Here is a 19,983-nt window from a genome sequence, read left to right on the forward strand (position 1 = left end):
AAAAATTCAAAGGATTTCTCAGCGGATCTTTGGTCTTAAGTTATTGCGATTCAAAATCTAACAAAATCAGTAATCAGTTCGATTTTGATGTTTTTTAATTCCTTTTTAGCTTCTTAATGAGTTTTTTGTCGAAGTTTTCTTTCATTTCAGTTAGTTCCTTCACATTTTCATTGGGAACCGCGATGGATAGAACATAATGGTGAATTTTCCATTTGCCATTTTCTTTCATCAAAACGCCGGAGCCACGGCAAATCCCCATTTGAGTATCCAGCAATTCATCGAACCAGGCCACGCGAGTATTTTCATGCACGTATAAATTACGTTGCAGGGTTGAAAAACTCCAGGCTTTACCGGAGTCAAAATAGGGTTTGGAAAATTTCTTGAATTCCGGAAGCGTCCAGTTTTCTGTGGCATCTGTTCCTATAAATACCGCGTCTTCTGTCATCAGGTTAAAATAATCTTCGAAATTGGCAGCAGATGCGGCTTTATGCCATTCTCCTATGGTTTTATTGATCTGGCGTTTTACGGCGCTAATGTTTTCTTCGGTTTTTTTTACCTGGGCATTAAGATTGTTATAAGCAAATAGGGTCGTAAATATGATTGTGAAGAATAGAGATTTTTTCATTGGTCGAATGTTTTCTAAAAGTTACAACTTTTAGCGATAGGTTAATAATCTTCTGAAATTGAATCCTGTTCCCTTTCTAACTTTTCAAATTCATCAAGTTCTTTTTCAAAATCTTCCAGCGACTTCAGGAAAATTTCATTCATCTGAAGTTTTAAATTAGTGAATTCATCATGTAGTTCTTTCGTGGTTTTAGCAATATCTTCAGCATCCGGCTCCTGTTTCCCAGAATATTGTTTCAACAACTGCGCTTTGGTATTCACCACATTCAGCCTGGATTCAACCGCGACAGAATTTAAACTATCCGGAATTGAATTTTTAAGAGATTCCATGATCTGCGCTATAAGAGGCGCGTTATTCTTTACTTCATTTATGCTTGAATTTTCTAATTTCCTGATCTCATTTTGGGCAGTGATATATTCAACCCAGTTCAGGGCAAATTTTCTAGCTTCCGGTTCCAGGTTGAATCGGCCTTCTTCTATTTTCAGTTTTTTCTGAAAAGCGGTAGTATCCTTCTCTTGCTCCATGGAAGCCTGCCCTTCCTGATCAGATTTACAGGAAATAATACTAATTATGAATAAAAAATAAATCAGTTTATACATATTGGGAAATTCAAAGTATGACAAAGTTATTCAATATTTGCGGGATATATTCAGAATAAAAACCCATTGAAGGATTCTTAATAAAGAACGTCAAGAAAATACTAAGATTACTGATTCCTCTGTATAAATAAATATATTTGCAAAAAATTTAATTTATGGCCGGAAGGATTTTAATTATTGGTGCCTGCGGACAAATTGGTACTGAGCTAACCTTGAAGTTAAGAGAAAATCATGGTAACGATCAGGTGGTCGCCAGTGATATCAGGGAAGGAGCAGGAGAGTTAATGCAATCTGGGCCTTTTGAGATACTTAATGCTACAGATGAGGCTCACATAAGAAAAGTGATCGCAGATTACGAGGTAAAAGAAGTTTACCTGATGGCTGCCATGCTTAGTGCTACTGCTGAAAAAGCGCCAATGAAAGCCTGGGATCTAAACATGGATTCCTTGTTCCATATTTTAAATATTGCCAAGGAAGGTATTATTGATAAAGTTTTCTGGCCTTCCAGCATCGCAGTTTTCGGTCCAACCACTCCAAAAGACGACACCCCTCAAATAACCGTTATGGAACCGACTACAGTTTACGGTATAAGTAAGCAAACCGGTGAAAGATGGTGTGAATATTACCATCGTAAATTTGGAGTAGATGTAAGAAGTATCAGATATCCAGGAATTATATCTTATAAAACTTTACCGGGTGGTGGTACAACAGATTATGCAATAGAGATTTTCCACCAAGCATTAAAAAACTCATCTTATACAAGTTTTCTTGCTGAAGATGCAGCGTTGCCTATGATGTACATGGATGATGCGATCAAAGCTACCGTTGATATTATGGAAGCTCCGGCGGAAAAGATCAAAGTAAGATCTTCTTACAATCTGGCGGCAATGACCTTCACACCAAAGATATTAGCGGAGGAAATACAAAAACATATGGTAGATTTCGAAATCACCTATGAGCCCGATTTCAGACAAAATATCGCTGAATCCTGGCCATCAAGCATCGATGATTCAAAAGCTAGAGAAGATTGGGGCTGGAAGCATGAATTTGATCTTGAAAAGCTTACGGAAACCATGTTAAATGGTGTTGAAGAAAGCCTTAAAACTCAAAATTAGAAATAAGAAAAGCCGCTAAAAAGCGGCTTTTTTACTCTGTAATCAGAAAAAATATATTATTCGATCACGCGTACTTCTGTAGCGTTCACTCCTTTTCTTCCTTCTGTTTCTTCGTACTCAACTCTATCACCTTCCTGGATAGTTTCACCGTTTAAACCAGTGATGTGTACGAAAATGTCTCTTTTGGTGTCGTCGTTAGTAATGAATCCATAACCTTTAGATTCATTAAAAAATTTTACTGTGCCTTGCATAAAAAATAATAATTAATAAAGCACAAACATAATGGATAAATTCTTAGAATAGGCTGAAAATCAGTTTTTTTTATGATTTTTTTTGTGAGAGTTTAGTCAATTCCTTTGTCTCGCATTTTTTTCATATTCTCCTCAGACAGAGTGTAATCCTTTAATTTTTTCCCTCTCCAGCGAACAATTAAAAAAATAGGCATCAATATAAATGCACTTACAAGAACCGATATTCCAATGATTCTGTCTCCGGTTAAAATTCTATCAGTTAACCTGAAATAGAACCCAACGCCTATAGCTATTAAAATTGCTATTCCCAGAATCTTCATGAAAACTTTCATTTCTAAATTTCTTTTTAGTCTTTTAAACTGTTACTTCAATTAATTTCTGTCTATAGGCAGTAAGGAGTTTTGATTTTGATATAAAACCAACATATTTTCCTTTTTCCACCACCGGTAAATTCCAGGCTTTACTATCCTGAAATTTCTTCATGATCACTTTCATCCGGTCATTTTCGATATCGATGGTTTCAGGAGCCTGTTGCATAATATCCTGAACTTTTACCTCTTCGTACAATTTCTCATTGAACATGATAGACCTGATGTCATCTAATAAGATGATCCCCATGAATTTACGATCTTCATCGATAACCGGAAAAATATTCCTGGAGGATTTAACCACGCCCTGGTGAATCACATCACCAAGATTCATGTCTATTTCCAGCGGAATAAAGTTTTTCTCTACAACCTGAGAAATATTCATAAGCGTTAATACGGTCTGATCTTTATCATGGGTAAGAAGATCGCCTCTTTGCGCTAATTCCATCGTGTAGACGGAATGAGGTTCAAATTTGGTGGTGATCAAAAATGAAATTGCAGCTGTGATCATAAGCGGAATGAAAAGTTCATAACCGTGGGTAAGCTCAGCAATTAAGAAAATTGCCGTGAGTGGGGCATGTAATACTCCCGCCATTAAACCAGCCATTCCTACCAGCGTAAAATTACTCACAGAGATCTGGTGTTTAAAAATCCCAAGATTATTTATGATTAGGGCGAAACAGTGTCCCATGGCACTTCCCATAAACATTACCGGTGCAAAGATACCACCAACTCCACCAGCACTAAAGGTCAGGGCAGAGGCGATGATCTTAAAAATCACCAAACCAGCCAGCAGGAAAATTACCACCCAGATATTTTCGAGATAGGCGTTGAAAAGATTTGTTCCCAAAGCCTGTAAATAGTTTTCCTGAAGCAAGTTATTTATCACATTATAGCCTTCCCCGTATAGAGGCGGAATGAAGTAGATCAAAATTCCCAGTCCCAGTCCGGCTATAATCAGGCGGACAAAAGGGGATGATATTTTCGCTAAAAGCTTAGTGGAACCGAAATAGATCTTCGAAAAATATACTGAAAATACCGAAGCAAGAATACCCAGAAGAATGTAATAAGGCACTTCAGAAATGGTAAAGGCATCCTCAAGTTTAAATGGTAAAATAATTTCACTTCCGAAGAAGAAATAGGAGGTAAGGATCGCTGAAACTGAAGCTATAAGCAATGGTAAAAGGGAGGCAAGGGTTAGATCCAGGCTGAATACCTCAATAGCAAAAATGATAGCTGCAATAGGTGCCTTGAAAATAGATGACATTGCTCCGGCCGCGGCACAACCAATTAGCAAAGTTCTTGAAGCTTGGTTCATCAGGAATATCCTGGAAATGTTCGAACCCAAAGATGCTCCTGTGGCAACCGTTGGTCCCTCCAATCCTACTGAACCTCCAAAACCTACAGTAATTGGGGCGGTTATTAATGAGGCGTACATCTGGAATCTTTTCATGATCCCTTTTTGCCTGGAAATAGCATATAGGGTGGTGGGAATTCCATGACCCACTTTTTTTCTAAGAACAAATTTTATGATGAGATAAACGATCAGTAAACCAATGACCGGAAATATGAAATAAAAGGCATCATGATAATTTGCCACAAACTCCCCTTCCAGTAAGGACTGAATTAAGTGCGTGAGGTTCTTGATAACTACAGCAAAAATCCCGGCTACAAAACCAATTACCGCACTCAGGATCATTAAAAATTGACGATGCGTAAGGTGCCTGGATTTCCAGTTCAAAAATTTATGCAATAATGAATTTCTGAATTTCGTCACTCTCCAATAATTAGGCCTGTGAATATAAAAAATCCCGCAATACGCGGGATGTTTTTCTTATAATTTCAGTTGAAGATGTAATTCTTTAAGTTGGTCTTCATCAAGTTTAGCCGGAGCGTCTATCATTACATCACGTCCAGCATTATTTTTAGGGAAAGCAATAAAATCCCTGATGCTTTCCTGGCCTCCAAGGATTGCCACAAGTCTGTCAAATCCAAAAGCAATTCCACCATGTGGCGGAGCTCCATATTGAAATGCGTCCATTAAAAATCCGAATTGCTCTTTTGCTTCTTCAGGAGTAAACCCAAGATATTTGAACATTTGAGATTGTGTTTCCTTGTCATGAATTCTAATTGAACCACCTCCAATTTCGTTTCCGTTGAGAACAAGGTCATAAGCATTTGCTCGAACTTTTCCAGGTTCCGTTTCCAGAAGCGCAAAATCTTCCTTTTTAGGAGATGTAAATGGATGATGCATAGCGTGGAATCTTTCAGTCTCTTCATCCCATTCCAAAAGAGGGAAATCAACTACCCATAATGGAGCAAATTCATCAGCTTTTCTTAATCCAAGTTCATTACCAAGATGCATTCTCAAAGCACTAAGCTGAGTCCTCGTTTTCGCAGCGTCTCCAGCCATAACGAGGATAAGATCTCCAGGTTTTGCCCCGGTTGATTCTGCCCAGGCTTTAAGATCTTCCTGAGAATAAAATTTGTCTACTGAAGATTTTAAAGTTCCGTCATCATTATATTTCGCCCAAACCAGTCCGTTAGCACCAACCTGAGGCCTTTTAACCCAGGAAATAAGATTATCGATCTCTTTTCTGGTGTAGCTTGCCGCTCCGGGAACCGCAATTCCAACCACCAATTCCTGCTGATCGAATACATTGAAACCTTTATTTTTAGCCAGGTCATCTAATTCGGCAAATTCCATCCCGAAGCGAATATCCGGTTTATCATTACCATATTTTTTCATCGCTTCAGCATACGTCATTCGAGGAAATTCAGCAACTTCCACTCCTTTGATCTCTTTCAACAAATGCCTGGTCAAGCCTTCGAAAATATTCAGAATATCTTCCTGGTCTACAAATGCCAATTCACAGTCTATTTGTGTGAATTCCGGCTGACGGTCGGCCCTTAGATCTTCATCTCTAAAACATTTTACGATCTGGAAATATTTATCCATTCCACCAACCATCAATAATTGTTTGAAAGTTTGAGGTGATTGCGGAAGAGCGTAAAACTGACCTTCATTCATTCGGCTTGGCACCACAAAATCACGAGCTCCTTCCGGCGTAGATTTTATTAAGTAAGGTGTTTCTATTTCGATAAATCCTTCGTTGGAAAGATAATTTCTAACTTTCATGCCCACCTGGTGGCGAAACATGAGTTTATTCTTCACCGGATTTCTTCTGATATCCAGGTAACGGTATTTCATTCGAAGGTCTTCACCACCATCAGTTTCATCTTCAATAGTAAAAGGTGGAGTTTTGGAAGAATTTAGAATATTGAAATTTTCTACCAGAACTTCAATTTCTCCCGTAGCGATATTAGGATTTTTAGACTCCCGCTCGATAACGGTTCCTTCAACCTGAATAACAAATTCTCTCGCCAGGCTTCCGGCCTTATCCATTAACTCTTTTGAAGAACGTTCCTCATCAAATATCAACTGAGTCAATCCATAGCGATCGCGCAAATCAACCCATATCATAAACCCTTTATTTCTAACTTTCTGAACCCATCCGGAGAGAGTTACTTTATTACCTATTTGTTGTGCGTTTAATTCACCGCAGGTATGACTTCTATACATTTTATCCTTCAAATTTAGAATGGGCACAAAAGTAAGAAGTTAAACACTTTTACTGAACCATTAATGCCGAAAAATTATGCAATATTATTTCAATGTTACCGAATATTGATACACTAACTATTTGATTTAAAGGCTATATAAGCTCCAATGTTAACTTAATGTTACGTAATTATTGCTTATTTGTAAACTTTGATTATATTTGTAATATTAATGTTAATAGAAAAGGAGCTATGAAGACTATAAAAAATATACTTATGGCAACTGTTTTCCTAGTAGGAGGAGTTGCGATGGCACAAGATAAAGACCCTAAACCTGCATTTGAAAAGCAGGGAGATCTAATTAAAGGAACGTTTTATTATGAAGATGGAAGTATTAGACAGGAAGGTACGTACAAGGACGGCAGACTCCACGGAGAATGGATTTCTTACAACCAAGATGGTGAAAAGACAGCCATCGCGAATTACAAGGATGGTGAGAAAGACGGAAAATGGTTTTTTTGGACTGAAAATAAACTTACAGAAGTGGACTATCAAAATAGCGTAATTGCCTCAGTTAATAGCTGGAAAAGCGAAAGTTCTCTGGTTAACAACTAAGCAGAGAGTATAAAATTATAAAAAAAGCCCGAAGCATTGCTTCGGGCTTTTCTTTTGCTATTATTTAAATTTATTCGGCATATTCAACCTGTTCTGTGTTCTTTTTGGTAGTTGAAGAAACAGTGCCGCTTCTTTTAGAATGAATCCACATTTTGATTCTTATCGCCATATAAAATAATAGCGGAACAATGATTAGGGTTAAGAAGGTCGCAACCAGCAGTCCGTAAATTACGGTCCACGCCAATGGCCCCCAGAAGATCACATTATCACCTCCAAAGTAGATATTTGCATCAAATTCGCTGAATAAGGAGAAAAAGTCAAGGTTTAATCCAATTGCCAGAGGGATCAGTCCTAGAATTGTAGTGATCGCGGTTAACAATACTGGTCTTAAACGTGCTTTTCCAGCCCTGATTATAGTTAGAAGAAGTTCATCTTTTGATAAAAATTCTTCATCCGGAATTCCCAATCTTAACTTTTTCCTATCAATGAGCAATTGCGCATAATCGAGTAATACCACACCGTTGTTCACCACGATACCAGCTAGCGAGATGATTCCCATCATGGTCATCATAATTACGAAGGCTGACCCGGTTATTACAATTCCGCCGAATACACCTATTAAACTCAGGAATATCGCGATCATAATAATCAGAGGTTTTGAAACCGAGTTGAACTGGAAGATCAGAATCAGGAAGATCAAACCTAAACCGCTAAAGAATGCTCCCATTAGAAACGCCTGCTGTTTGTTCTGTTCTTCGATCTGACCCGTGTAATCGATCTTGATATCATCAGGAACTCCGTGAAAATTCCTCATTTCGTTCTGTATCTGGCTTACAGCAGCACCTGCATCTGTATATCCTGGAGATAAAGCCGAATATATTGTCACCACTCTACGTGTATCCCTATGCTTAATGGCGCTGAATCCGGATTTGTTGCTTTTGGAAGTAACTGCCGAAACAGGAATTTCTCTAAGCTGTCCTTTATTATTTCTGAAAGTTATAGTTTGATTGAATAAAGCACTATTGTCATACCTGCTGTCTTCATTAAATCGAACATAGATGTCATAATCTTCCCCACCTTCTTTATAAACTCCGGCTTTGGTTCCGAAGATTGAATTACGAAGTTGCTGACCAACCTGTCCTGCGCTTACTCCAAGTTCCCCGGCTTTTTCACGATCTACTTCAACCAGCATCGTTGGCTTATCCTTATTAACATCGATCTTTAACTCATCAATTGCAGGGATGTTTTTAGTATTGATATATTCCCGCATTTGCTCAGCAAGCACGATAAGTTCATCGTAATCATCACCTTCCAGCTCAATGTTTATTGGAGGCCCTGCTGGTGGTCCGTTCTGATCTTTTTCTACGGAAATTAATACACCAGGATAGATACCTGCCAGTTCTTCCTGAACTTTCTGGCGAAGAATCTCACTATCCTTTCCTCTACGATATTTGTATTCCCGCATGGAGGCTGTTATTTTACCTTTGTGTGGCATTTCAGCAGCAGATCCGCCATCAGTCTGCGGATTTCCTGCACCTTCTCCAACCTGGGAAACGGCGCTTTCCACCATGAAGTTATAGCCGTCGTCCATATATTCATCACCATTCAGAACTTTATAAACTCTTTGTTCTATCTCTTTAGTGATGGCATTGGTTTTCTCAATATCGGTTCCTTCAGGATATTCGATATATACAATGATCTGGTTCGGCTTATTATCAGGAAAAAATTCCACCTTCGTACGTTGCGAGGATAGTGAAGCCCCAAAGGTCATAAATGCCACGATCAATAGTAGAAATGTAGCTCCAACTATCCAGTAAGGACGTTTCTTTTTAAACGATGAGGTAAGTCTTCTCTCGTACCAGTTTTCCAATTTTACCAAAGAACTCGTCTGGAATTTATTAGCCATTTTTCTCAGGAATAGCCTGTAAACCCATAACATGATGGCAGTAAAGATCATCAAGGTTCCTAGTGCACGATATTCTCCACCGAAAATGAGAATCAAAAGTCCTATTCCGGCGATAATGCTGGAAATCCTGATAATGGTTTTTAAAGGCATGTTTCGGTCTTCGGTACTCATAAACTGGGAAACCAGTACAGAGTTAAAAAATATCGCCACGAATAATGAAGATCCTAATACTACCGATAGTGTGATTGGGAAATACATCATGAACTGCCCCATTAATCCTGGCCATAATCCAAGCGGAATAAAGGCTGCCACTGTAGTAGCCGTAGAAATAATAATAGGAAAGGCAATTTCACCGATACCTTCTTTGGCGGCTTCAATCCTGCTATAGCCTTCCTCATCCATGAGTCGGTAAACGTTCTCAACCACCACAATTCCGTTGTCCACAAGCATTCCCAGTCCCATAATTAGTCCGAAAAGGATCATGGTGTTCATGGTATATCCCAACTGATTCAGGATCATGAGTGACATGAACATAGACATTGGGATCGCGAAACCTACAAAAAGTGCATTCTTAAATCCAAGGAAAAACATCAGAACGGTCACCACCAGGATAATACCGAAAATGATGTTGTTCACAAGGTCGTCTACCTGACCAATAGTTTTAGACGACTGGTCATTGGTGATGGAAATATCAAGATTAGAAGGAAAAACATCTGCCTGAGCTTTTTTAACGATCTCCTCGATCTTTTCAGCAGCAGTAACCATGTTCTTACCTGATCGTTTTTTTACATCAAGCATCACTACCTGATGACCAAATTCACGAGCATAAGTGGTTTTGTCTTTTTCCTTGAAGGTAATATCTGCAACATCCTTTAGGTACACATTATCACCATCTTCAGATTTCACCACAAAATTTTCAAGAGCTTCAGGATCTTCAATTTCACCTAAAATTCTAATGGTACGCCTTTGTCCGCTGGTTACATAATTTCCTGCAGACATCGTCATATTCCCATTATTTATGGCGCTGGTAATATCATTGAAACTAACCGAAGACGCCATCATTTTGTAGATATCTACAGCAACCTCAATTTCCTTATCCTGAGCACCACGAATATCAACTTTTTTGATCTCGGGTAAATTTTCGATCTCATCCTGAAGATATTCTCCAAACTCCTTTAGCTTCATTACGGGATAATCTCCCGAAATGTTGATATTCAGAATTGGCATTTCTTCAGATAAACTCAATTCGAAAACATTGGGTTCTACCTTAGCGCCATTGAAAGTTGGCCAGTCTTCTCCTGAAGTTTCCGAATCTATTTCATTTTTTACCTTCTGTTTGGCAAGTTCAACTGAAATATCTTCATCAAACTCCACAATGATCATGGAGTAATCTTCCTGAGAAGTAGAAGTAATCTCCACAACATTACTCACCGTTTTAAGCTTATCTTCCAACGGGTTCGTAAGTAGTTTCTCAATATCCTCGGCAGTATTTCCGGGATATAATGAACTAACGTATATCTTTGTTTCCTTTACTTCCGGAAAACTTTCCCTTGGCATGCTGAAATAAGCAGAAATACCAAAAAAAAGGATAAGGATCATACCCACATAAATCGTGGTTTTGTTCTTTATCGCCCAAGAAGAAAGAGCAAACTCTTTTTCCAGATGTGTTTTCTTTTTCGCCATAATTAGCTTAGTAATTGATTAGTTTGACGGTTTGTCCTTCTTTCACACTACGTGCACCTTCCTGGATGATCATGTCGCCATCCTCTAAACCTTTAAGGACTTCGATCTTGTCGCCCTGAGATTTTCCAGTTTCAATGATCACTCTTTTCGCTACAGCGTGATCATTTTCCAGTTCATCCAGAACATATAAATATTGCTGACCTTCAGCGTTTTCAGAAATAATGTTTTGAGGTACAAGAATGGCCTTTTCATTCGTATAATCATTAATTCTTACTCTTGCCGTAAGGTTTGGTTTAATATTCTTTTCTTTATTCGGAACTTCGATCTCGGCATCAAAAGTTCGGTTATTTGGGTTAATGTAACTTCCGGTTTGCTTGATCTTAGTTTCGACGGTGTCTCCCAGAACAGGGAAAAATACTTCCACAGTTTTACCTTTAGTTACGTCAGAAATGTACCCTTCCGGAATATCAGTTTTAATGTACATATCGTCCAAATTCACAATTCTTAGAATTGGCGTTTGCCCAGGATTAACAACATTACCCTGCTCGGTAATAATGTCATCAATAACTCCTGAAAACGGTGCGGTAACTACAGATTTTGCAACCTGGCTTTTCATTTGATTTACCGCGTTCACCTGGCCTTCGTAATTAGACTTTGCCTGAAGGTATTGCATCTCACTACCAATTTGCTGATCCCAAAGGCGCTTTTGACGCTCAAAAGTAGTTTTCGCAAGTTCCAGCTGCGTCTGCATTTGTGCCAGTTGCTGGCTCAATCCACCATCATCGATTCTCGCTAAAGTTTGTCCTTTAGATACTTTTTGACCTTCTTCAACATAAACTCTCTGCAGAACCCCGCCCATTTCGGCATTGAGCACCACGTTCTTTTTAGTTTCTACGCTTCCCTGAAGTTCCAGGTAATGATCAAATTTTTCAGACGCTACCGCATAAGAAGTTACCAGCGGAATATTTCTTTCCGGATTAATTTCCTTCAATTTTGCATCCAGTTGTTTGATCTCTGTTTCCAATGCAACAAGTTGATTGGTGAGTTCATCTCTTTTTTGCTGAATTTTCTCGGTGTCGTTGCTTTCCAGAACAGCTTCTGTAGAGTTGTTTTTTTCCTCACCACAGGAAATCAATATTAAAGGAAGTCCAACTAAAAGAATTAACTTTTTCATATTCGTATATATAATTGGGAGATTATTGTTCATCGTTATAAGTTCTTGTGTCCAGTAAATTTTCGAGTTCTGCTTTGGCGGTGATAACATCCAGCATTGATTGTAAGTATTCTTGCTGAGCTGAATAAAGCTGTCTTTGTGCTTCGGTTAGTTCAAAACTGCTGGCAATACCTTCAAAGAATTTTATCTGGTTCTTATCTTCAATTCTTTCAGCCAGTTCCAGATTCCTGATAGAATTCTGGTAATTTTCGATACTGAATTCATATTCGCTTTTTGCCATATTGATCTGGCGTTTTACTTCATTTTCTGTACGTTCCAAATCCAAGATGGCCTGTTCATATTCCAGTTCCCTCTGCTGAGTTCTGGAACTTCTCATTCCACTACTGAAAATTGGAATATTTAGGCTTACACCTAATACAGACTGACCAAAATACTCCTGATCGCTATTTAAAAATGTAAACTCATTGCTAAAGCCCTGGTAACCATAATTCACGAATCCGCTTAGAGTTGGTAAGGCTTTTGCTTTCTGAAGTTTCACCTGGATCTCAGCAGATTCAGCTGAATTTTTTGCGATCCTGTAATCAATATTTTCTTCAACAGGAATAGTTCTGTTTAAAATTTCAGGATCATAGAATTGCATCGCCAAAGCATCAAGATCATCTGTAAGAACTACTTCATTTTCAACCGGAATTCCCATGCTAAGATTTAAGAGTTCATAAGATATATCACGCATACGTTCGCTCCGGCTCAAATTATTCTTCAACCTTAATAATGTTATTTCCAATTGCTCCACATCTTCCTGCTCGGTTAAACCATTTTCGTAGATCTTCTGGGTATCGTTATAATTCTTCTGAACCGTTTCTACGTTATTTTCGATGATTTCAACACTTTCTTCGGCTAACAAAACATTGCCGTAGGCGTTGATGATCGCATTTTTTATTTCTAAATCGGTTTTTGTTTTGGCATTTTTAGAGATCTGTAGAAGTGTTTTTACTGACTGAATACCTACGATATAAGATCCGTCAAAAATTAACTGGTTCCAGGTTCCTGTAGCATTCATGCTCTGCTTAGTACCAAACGTAACCGGGGTGAAAGTTCCAGGCTCTCCACCGGTTATTTCTGCAGGTAAAAGAGTAACTGGTTGTTTCAAATAATTCTGATAATCTACCGAACCGTTTATCTGAGGCAATCCCTGCGCTATGATCTCCCATTTTTGCTTTAATGCGATATCTACATCTTTCTGCGCGATCTGGGTTTGATAGTTATTTGTTAACCCAAATTCTATAGCCTCATTTAAAGAGAACCGAAAGGTTTTCAGGCTGTCTTCCTGAGCAAATATTGTTGCTGATATCAGCATTAGAAGACTAAATATGTTCAATTTCTTATTTCTCATCGTTATTGATTAGTTCTTCAAGAATTTCAATTCCTTTAGGTGTGCAAATGGCTCTTAGATGGTATTCTAGAAAATACTCCATTAATTTTGGATGGCTGTATTCTTCAATCGGAAAAAGATCGGTATCCTTAATTCCCATAATTCCTACGAAGTGAATTCTGCTGATAAAATCTACCGGAATATTCTTTCGATAATATCCACCTTCAATACCTCTCTGGATGTTGTCCATCATACAGTTCTCTAAAAGTTCAAATTGTTTGTCCTTTAAACTTTCATAGGCTTTTGGATAATATTTCTGCAGCTGGTAATGCGGGGAAGTCTTTTCTCCTTTTAAATGATGAATCACAAAATGCTTGATATCGTAATTTTCCTTAATCGGATTCTGTTTTTTCTCCCTTATCTCGTCAATTCCACAATTAATTTTGTCTACCACGTGTAAACTGGTTGCAACCACGAGTTTGTTTTTGGTAGAATAGTGCGTGTAAATGGTCTTTTTAGAAATCCCCAAAGCTTCGGCAATATCATCCATCGTCACACTTTTAAAGCCATATGTTAGAAACATATCAGTGGCTGTATTTAAAATATTCTCTCTCACTTCATTCCTAAATTTGAGGCAAAAGTAATTCTAGGAAACTTTATAAACAAAAAAAGTTTCCAAAGTTTACCATTATTTAACATGAGCTTTAAATTTGAATTAGTTTCAATTATGGTATTTTAGCGGAAAATTTTTCAATTCATGCTTGCCATTTCCCAGTATAGAGAAGCTATCATCGACTATCTCCACGAAAAGATAAGGGTAAAGGAACCTGCTAATTTATATGAGCCAATGGTTTATATCTTGGAGCAAAGTGGGAAAAGATTGAGGCCGGTTCTGGTTTTAATGGCAACTGAAATATTTGATTGTAACTATAAAAAAGCTTTGGACGCCGCCCTGGCCATCGAGATTTTTCATAATTTTTCGCTCGTTCATGATGATATCATGGATGCGGCGCCTTTAAGAAGAGGTAAAGAAACCGTGCATGAAAAATGGGATACCAACACCGGTATTCTTTCCGGAGATGCTATGCTTATAAATGCTTACCAGCTTTTTGAAAGTTACGAGGGAGATACATTCAAAGAATTATCTAAACTTTTCACCAAAACTGCCATTCAGGTTTGCGAAGGGCAGCAGTATGATATAGATTTTGAGACCAGGGATAATGTAAGTATCGAGGATTACTTACTAATGATCGAATATAAAACTGCGGTTCTCGTAGGAGCTTCACTCCAGATGGGTGCGATCGTTGCGCAAACTTCACAGGAATGTAAGGAGGCGATCTATCAATACGGAAGATTATTAGGAATCGCATTTCAGCTTCAGGATGATTATCTGGATGCTTTTGGAGATCCTGAAACCTTTGGTAAGCAGCCAGGCGGAGATATCATTGAAAACAAAAAGACCTTTTTATATCTGAAAACCCTTGAGCTGGCGAGCAAAAGCGAAGCTCTTCAGTTGGAGCATTTATATACCATTTCTCCTGCTGAAAATTCAGGGAAAATTGAAGCTGTAAAATCACTTTTTGAAAGTAGTGGAGCGGCTGAACTCACCAGAAAAGAAATTGAGAATTACACTGATAAAGCTTTTCAGATCCTCAATAAAATTGAACTATCAGATGAAAAGAAGGAGCCGTTGCGTAAATTTGGCGAAATGCTAATGGAGCGTCAGGTTTAAGCATCCATTCTTTAAACTATTCATTTAAAGCAATCAAGCTTTATAATTTCGGGCACTGTTAAAATTCCTATAATCCAATAGAGAATTATCATAATGCCTACAAGCTGTTTTTTTTAAAAATTGTATTTTTGCTATGTTTTTATAAACAAAAAGAAACATTTGTTTCAATTTTATGGATAGATTTTCATTTCTAAATGCTGCTCATACTGCATATTTCGCAGAACTTTACGATCAATATTTAAAACATCCTGATAGTGTAGAGCCCAGTTGGAGGGCTTTTTTTCAAGGTTTTGACTTTGGAATGCAACAAGATGGTGTTTCTGAAGAAGTATTGGGGGAAGCTCCTGTAGATTTTGATGAAGGAGAGATACCAGCACACGTAATTAAAGAATTTCAGGTAATCCGCTTAATTGACGGGTACAGAACCAGAGGGCATTTGTTCACCAAAACAAATCCTGTAAGAGAACGTAGAAAATATTCCCCAACTTTAGATATTTCCAACTTTGGCCTTGAAGAAAGTGATCTTCAAACTACTTTCAACGCCGGTGATATTTTAGGAATAGGTCCTACGACTTTAAAAGAGATCATCAGGCATCTCGAGAGGATTTATTGTGAGTCAATCGGGATCGAATACATGTATATTCGAAAGCCCGAAGAGATCGAGTGGATTCAGAATAAACTGAATATAAATGAAAATCATCCAAAATTTGATGAGGCTCAGAAAAAGCAAATTTTGAAGAAGCTGAATGAAGCAGTTTCTTTTGAAAGTTTCCTTCACACAAAATATGTTGGTCAAAAGCGATTTTCACTGGAAGGTGGAGAAAGCTTAATTCCCGCTCTGGACGCTTTGATCGAAAAAGCAGCCGAGTTAGGCGTAAAAGAATTTGTAATGGGAATGGCTCACCGCGGTAGGCTTAATACTCTTACAAATATTTTCGGAAAAAGCGCTAAGGATATTTTTAGTGAATTTGATGGTAAGGATTATGAACAGGACATTTTTGATGGGGATGTGAAATATCACCTTGGATGGACTTCTTGCCGCACCACAGATAATGGAAACGAAATAAATATCAATATTGCTCCAAACCCTTCACACCTTGAAACCGTTGGTGCCGTGGTAGAAGGAATTTCGCGGGCAAAACAAGACCGTCGTTACGAAGGAGATAATTCCAAAGTCCTGCCAATTCTCGTTCACGGAGATGCTGCGATAGCAGGTCAGGGGATTGTATACGAAATTATCCAAATGGCCCAGCTGGAAGGTTATGAAACTGGCGGAACCATCCATATCGTTGTAAATAACCAGATAGGTTTTACAACCAACTATCTCGACGCAAGAAGTTCAACGTATTGTACAGATGTTGGAAAGGTTACCCTTTCTCCAATATTGCACGTAAATGCAGATGATGCTGAAGCGGTGGTGCATGCAATACTTTTTGCACTGGATTTCAGAATGAAATTTAAAAGAGATGTCTTCATTGACCTTCTTGGATATAGAAAATACGGTCATAATGAAGGTGATGAGCCTAGATTTACTCAACCGAAACTTTATAAAGCAATCTCCAAGCATGAAAATGCTCGTGACATCTATTTCGAGAAACTGAAAAAAGAGGGTGTAGCTGATGATGAGTATTTGAAGAAACTTGAAGATACCTATAAAGCTTCATTGGAAGAGAAACTTGAAGATTCCCGAAAAGAAGAAACAACAAGGATCACTCCATTTATGCAGGATGAATGGGAAGGTTTCGAGAATGTTCAGGAAGATGAGATGACAGAAAATGTAGATACTACATTTGACCTCAAGAAGTTAGATGAAGTAGCAGAGGCCATTTCTCAATTACCTGAGGGTAAAAAGTTCATGAGGAAGATCCAGAAGATCATAGACGGAAGAAAGAAAATGTATTTTGAAGACAATAAGCTTGATTGGTCTATGGCAGAGCACCTAGCTTATGGTTCTTTAATGACCGAAGGTTATAGCATCAGAATAAGCGGTCAGGATGTGGAAAGAGGGACATTCTCTCACCGTCATGCCGTAGTTAAAGTAGAAGATAGTGAAGAAGAAATCATTCTTCACAATAATATAAAAGAGAGAGATGGAGATTTCTTCATCTATAATTCATTACTTTCAGAATATGGAGTTGTAAGTTTTGATTATGGTTATGCCATGGCAAGTCCAACAACACTGGCGATCTGGGAAGCTCAATTTGGTGATTTTGTAAATGGAGCTCAGATAATGATAGACCAGTATATTTCAGCCGCTGAAGATAAATGGAAGTTACAGAACGGGTTGGTAATGCTACTTCCTCATGGTTATGAGGGTCAGGGAGCAGAGCACTCTTCCGGTAGAATGGAGCGTTTTCTTCAGCTTTGTGCGAAGGACAATATGTATGTTGCCGATATTTCGACACCGGCGAACATGTTCCATATTTTAAGGAGACAGATGAAGGCAAAATTCAGAAAGCCATTAATCATTTTTACTCCTAAAAGCTTGTTACGTCACCCAAAGGTGATCTCAACAAAAGAAGAATTTGCAAATGGAAGTTTCCAGCCTGTTATTGATGACAGTGAAGCAAATGTTGAAAAAGTGAAAACCCTGGTATTTTGTACTGGTAAATTCTATTATGACCTTCTGAAGCATAGGGAAGAGAATGATCGTGATGATATTGCTCTAATAAGAATAGAACAATTATTTCCATTACCTGTTTCGACTATGAAAGAGATGATGGAGAAGTATAAAAATGCTGATGATGTAGTTTGGGCTCAGGAAGAACCTAGAAACATGGGTGCATACGGGCACTTGTTACTACATTTTGAAGAAGCACGTAAATTTAGAGTTTGCAGCCGTAAATTTTATGGGTCACCTGCAGCTGGTAGTTCCGTGCGATTCAAAAAACGTCATGAACGCGTGATAAATAGCGTTTTTGACAAGAATTTAAATGAAGAAGAAAATAATTAAGAATCAATTTCCTGAATTTCAGGAACCAAAATAGACAATAATCATGGCCTTAGAAATGAAAGTTCCTTCACCCGGGGAATCCATCACTGAAGTTGAAATAGCCCAGTGGCTGGTAGAAGACGGGGATTACGTTGAAAAAGATCAGGCAGTAGCCGAAGTTGATAGTGATAAAGCAACGCTGGAACTTCCTGCGGAAGCTAGTGGGATTATAACACTGAAGGCTGAAGAAGGTGATGTGGTAGAAGTTGGTGAGGTGGTTTGCCTTATTGATACTGAAGCTGAAAAACCAGGTGGTGGTGATTCATCAGACGATAAGCCAGCGGAAGAGGAAGAAAAAGAGCGTCAGGAAAAAACTGAAGATAAAAAGGATAGTGATAAGGCTGATGCCAAAACCGAAACTCCTTCTAAATCTAGTACGCCAAGTCAAAAACAGGATACTTACGCCACTGGAAGTCCTTCTCCTGCAGCTAAGAAAATTCTTGATGAAAAAGGAATTGATTCTAAAGACGTAAAAGGTACGGGTAGAGACGGTCGCGTAACCAAAGAGGATGCCGTTGAGGCTAAAGCTTCTATGGGTAGTCCTGGTACAGGTTCCAGAGCAGAGGAGAAGAAGAAGATGTCTATGTTCCGTCGTAAGCTTGCTGAAAGATTAGTAAGTGCGAAGAATGATACTGCTATGCTTACTACCTTCAATGAGGTAGATATGTCTCCGATCTTCGAATTAAGAAAGAAATATAAAGAGGAATTTAAAGATAAACATGGCGTAAGTCTTGGTTTCATGTCATTCTTCACTTTAGCGGTTATTCGTGCATTGGATGAATATCCAGCAGTTAACTCTATGATAGATGGAGATTACCAGGTGAGCTACGATTATAAAGATATCAGTATTGCCGTGTCAGGGCCAAAAGGTTTAACTGTGCCGGTTATCAGAAATGCTGAAAATCTAAGTTTTCGTGGGGTAGAGGCAGAAGTTAAAAGACTTGCTTTAAGAGCTCGTGACGGAAAAATTACGGTTGATGAAATGACCGGAGGTACTTTTACCATCACTAATGGTGGAGTATTTGGATCTATGCTATCAACTCCGATTATTAATCCTCCGCAAAGTGCAATTTTAGGAATGCATAATATTGTGGAAAGACCGGTTGCTATAGATGGGCATGTTGAGATCAGACCTATCATGTACGTAGCTTTATCTTATGACCACAGGATTATTGATGGTAAGGAGTCTGTAGGTTTTCTGGTGGCCGTTAAAGAGGCACTCGAAAATCCTGAAGAATTGCTGATGGATAATGACGTGAAAAGAGCTCTTGAACTATAAAATTGAGTTGATATATAAAAAAAAGGTCCGCAATTGCGGACCTTTTTTATTCTCTAACAAAAATTAAAACAAAACTAACAAACGGATTACATTCAATGCTAAAACTCCCACCACCAAGATGGCTATAATAACGAAAATGAGCTGGGAAAGTGTTTTAGATTTGATAATGCTTAAATTAAATTGTAATCCACTCAAATTTAATTTTTTAACCCGGTTGCGTCAAAGGGGATTTTTCCCTTTATTTCAAATATAAAGCCTTGTTTTTGTAATCTATTACGGCTTTCCCTTTTTTGAGAATATCTGCACCAATAATTCCGTGTACTTTTTCCGCCTTATGATTTACGAGAGCTTCGTTTACATGTTTTAAGTCGAAAAGAACAAGGTCAACTTTTTTCTTTTTCCAGGTATTTATTTCCAACTTATTTTTCTGCGAGATCTGAGTAAGCATATTTGTGGCACCTGCACCGGCTGCCTTTACATCGCTGTCTTCGGAAAGTAACTCAAAATGCTCTACTGCTTCTATTCCTACACAGGTGCTCGAAGCTCCTGTGTCTAAAATAAAATTACCTTTTATATCATTGATCTTCGCTTCAATTTCCAGGTGATTAGTTTTGGTGAATCTTAGTTTGATTCGGTGATATCCTTTTTCTTCAAGAAGTTTTTTCAGAGACATTCTTTTTTCTACAAATATAGTTTTTTCAACCGTTTAGC

General features: G+C 38.2%; 16 protein-coding genes. 5 read left to right on the forward strand and 11 right to left on the reverse strand.

Going from position 1 to position 19,983, the window contains the following annotated elements; all coding sequences use genetic code 11:
• Positions 1-94: 94 nt before the first annotated feature.
• Together AC2S94_RS05820 and AC2S94_RS05825 are read right to left on the reverse strand one after the other, a co-directional pair.
• Positions 95-625 carry a nuclear transport factor 2 family protein gene (locus AC2S94_RS05820; protein WP_484630569.1) on the reverse strand — a complete coding sequence of 177 codons (531 nt, stop codon included), beginning with the start codon at positions 623-625 and terminating at the stop codon, positions 95-97.
• A gap of 41 nt (positions 626-666) precedes the next feature.
• Positions 667-1,224 (reverse strand): hypothetical protein, encoded by a 558-nt coding sequence (locus tag AC2S94_RS05825; RefSeq protein ID WP_484630570.1) that lies wholly within the window; start codon positions 1,222-1,224, stop codon positions 667-669.
• Positions 1,225-1,379: 155 nt separating this feature from the next.
• Between AC2S94_RS05825 and AC2S94_RS05830 the strand changes: the two genes are divergently transcribed.
• Entirely contained in the window at positions 1,380-2,339 is a 960-nt protein-coding gene (locus AC2S94_RS05830; protein ID WP_484630571.1) for an NAD-dependent epimerase/dehydratase family protein, read from the forward strand.
• Positions 2,340-2,395: 56 nt separating this feature from the next.
• On the opposite strand, the gene AC2S94_RS05835 is transcribed toward AC2S94_RS05830, so the two are convergent.
• From AC2S94_RS05835 to aspS, 4 genes are all read right to left on the reverse strand, one after another.
• Positions 2,396-2,590 carry a cold-shock protein gene (locus tag AC2S94_RS05835; protein ID WP_072553653.1) on the reverse strand — a complete coding sequence of 65 codons (195 nt, stop codon included), beginning with the start codon at positions 2,588-2,590 and terminating at the stop codon, positions 2,396-2,398.
• A 92-nt stretch (positions 2,591-2,682) separates the two neighbouring features.
• Positions 2,683-2,922: a hypothetical protein gene (locus tag AC2S94_RS05840; RefSeq protein ID WP_484630572.1), complete on the reverse strand. Its 240-nt coding sequence runs from the start codon at positions 2,920-2,922 to the stop codon at positions 2,683-2,685.
• A gap of 22 nt (positions 2,923-2,944) precedes the next feature.
• Positions 2,945-4,735: a chloride channel protein gene (locus AC2S94_RS05845; RefSeq protein WP_484630573.1), complete on the reverse strand. Its 1,791-nt coding sequence runs from the start codon at positions 4,733-4,735 to the stop codon at positions 2,945-2,947.
• 57 nt (positions 4,736-4,792) lie between these two features.
• Entirely contained in the window at positions 4,793-6,541 is a 1,749-nt protein-coding gene (gene aspS, locus AC2S94_RS05850; protein WP_484630574.1) for an aspartate--tRNA ligase, read from the reverse strand.
• A 230-nt stretch (positions 6,542-6,771) separates the two neighbouring features.
• Between aspS and AC2S94_RS05855 the strand changes: the two genes are divergently transcribed.
• Complete coding sequence (locus AC2S94_RS05855; protein ID WP_484630575.1) at positions 6,772-7,134, forward strand: toxin-antitoxin system YwqK family antitoxin; 363 nt, start codon at positions 6,772-6,774, stop codon at positions 7,132-7,134.
• Positions 7,135-7,204: 70 nt separating this feature from the next.
• On the opposite strand, the gene AC2S94_RS05860 is transcribed toward AC2S94_RS05855, so the two are convergent.
• Genes AC2S94_RS05860 through AC2S94_RS05875 form a run of 4 tightly spaced genes read right to left on the reverse strand, consistent with a single transcriptional unit; the run spans position 7,205 to position 13,885 of the window.
• Positions 7,205-10,723 carry an efflux RND transporter permease subunit gene (locus AC2S94_RS05860; protein WP_484630576.1) on the reverse strand — a complete coding sequence of 1,173 codons (3,519 nt, stop codon included), beginning with the start codon at positions 10,721-10,723 and terminating at the stop codon, positions 7,205-7,207.
• 7 nt (positions 10,724-10,730) lie between these two features.
• Complete coding sequence (locus AC2S94_RS05865) at positions 10,731-11,897, reverse strand: efflux RND transporter periplasmic adaptor subunit (RefSeq protein WP_484630577.1); 1,167 nt, start codon at positions 11,895-11,897, stop codon at positions 10,731-10,733.
• Between the two features lie 22 nt (positions 11,898-11,919).
• Positions 11,920-13,290, reverse strand: a complete 1,371-nt coding sequence (locus tag AC2S94_RS05870; RefSeq protein ID WP_484630578.1) for a TolC family protein — start codon at positions 13,288-13,290, stop codon at positions 11,920-11,922.
• Positions 13,280-13,885 carry a TetR/AcrR family transcriptional regulator gene (locus AC2S94_RS05875; protein ID WP_484630579.1) on the reverse strand — a complete coding sequence of 202 codons (606 nt, stop codon included), beginning with the start codon at positions 13,883-13,885 and terminating at the stop codon, positions 13,280-13,282. Before AC2S94_RS05875 ends, AC2S94_RS05870 begins: the two co-directional genes overlap by 11 nt.
• A gap of 141 nt (positions 13,886-14,026) precedes the next feature.
• Here AC2S94_RS05875 and AC2S94_RS05880 point away from each other — a divergent pair, with 141 nt between their 5' ends.
• From AC2S94_RS05880 to odhB, 3 genes are all read left to right on the forward strand, one after another.
• Complete coding sequence (locus AC2S94_RS05880) at positions 14,027-15,001, forward strand: polyprenyl synthetase family protein (protein ID WP_484630580.1); 975 nt, start codon at positions 14,027-14,029, stop codon at positions 14,999-15,001.
• 172 nt (positions 15,002-15,173) lie between these two features.
• Positions 15,174-17,954, forward strand: coding sequence for a 2-oxoglutarate dehydrogenase E1 component (locus tag AC2S94_RS05885; RefSeq protein WP_484630581.1), 2,781 nt, complete (start codon positions 15,174-15,176; stop codon positions 17,952-17,954).
• Positions 17,955-17,997: 43 nt separating this feature from the next.
• Positions 17,998-19,272, forward strand: a complete 1,275-nt coding sequence (gene odhB / locus AC2S94_RS05890; RefSeq protein ID WP_484630582.1) for a 2-oxoglutarate dehydrogenase complex dihydrolipoyllysine-residue succinyltransferase — start codon at positions 17,998-18,000, stop codon at positions 19,270-19,272.
• 238 nt (positions 19,273-19,510) lie between these two features.
• On the opposite strand, the gene AC2S94_RS05895 is transcribed toward odhB, so the two are convergent.
• The gene (locus tag AC2S94_RS05895) at positions 19,511-19,945 is read right to left on the reverse strand and encodes a retropepsin-like aspartic protease (RefSeq protein WP_484630583.1); all 435 of its coding nucleotides are present in this window, start codon (positions 19,943-19,945) and stop codon (positions 19,511-19,513) included.
• Positions 19,946-19,983 lie beyond the last annotated feature (38 nt).

Source organism: Christiangramia pacifica (assembly GCF_057221535.1).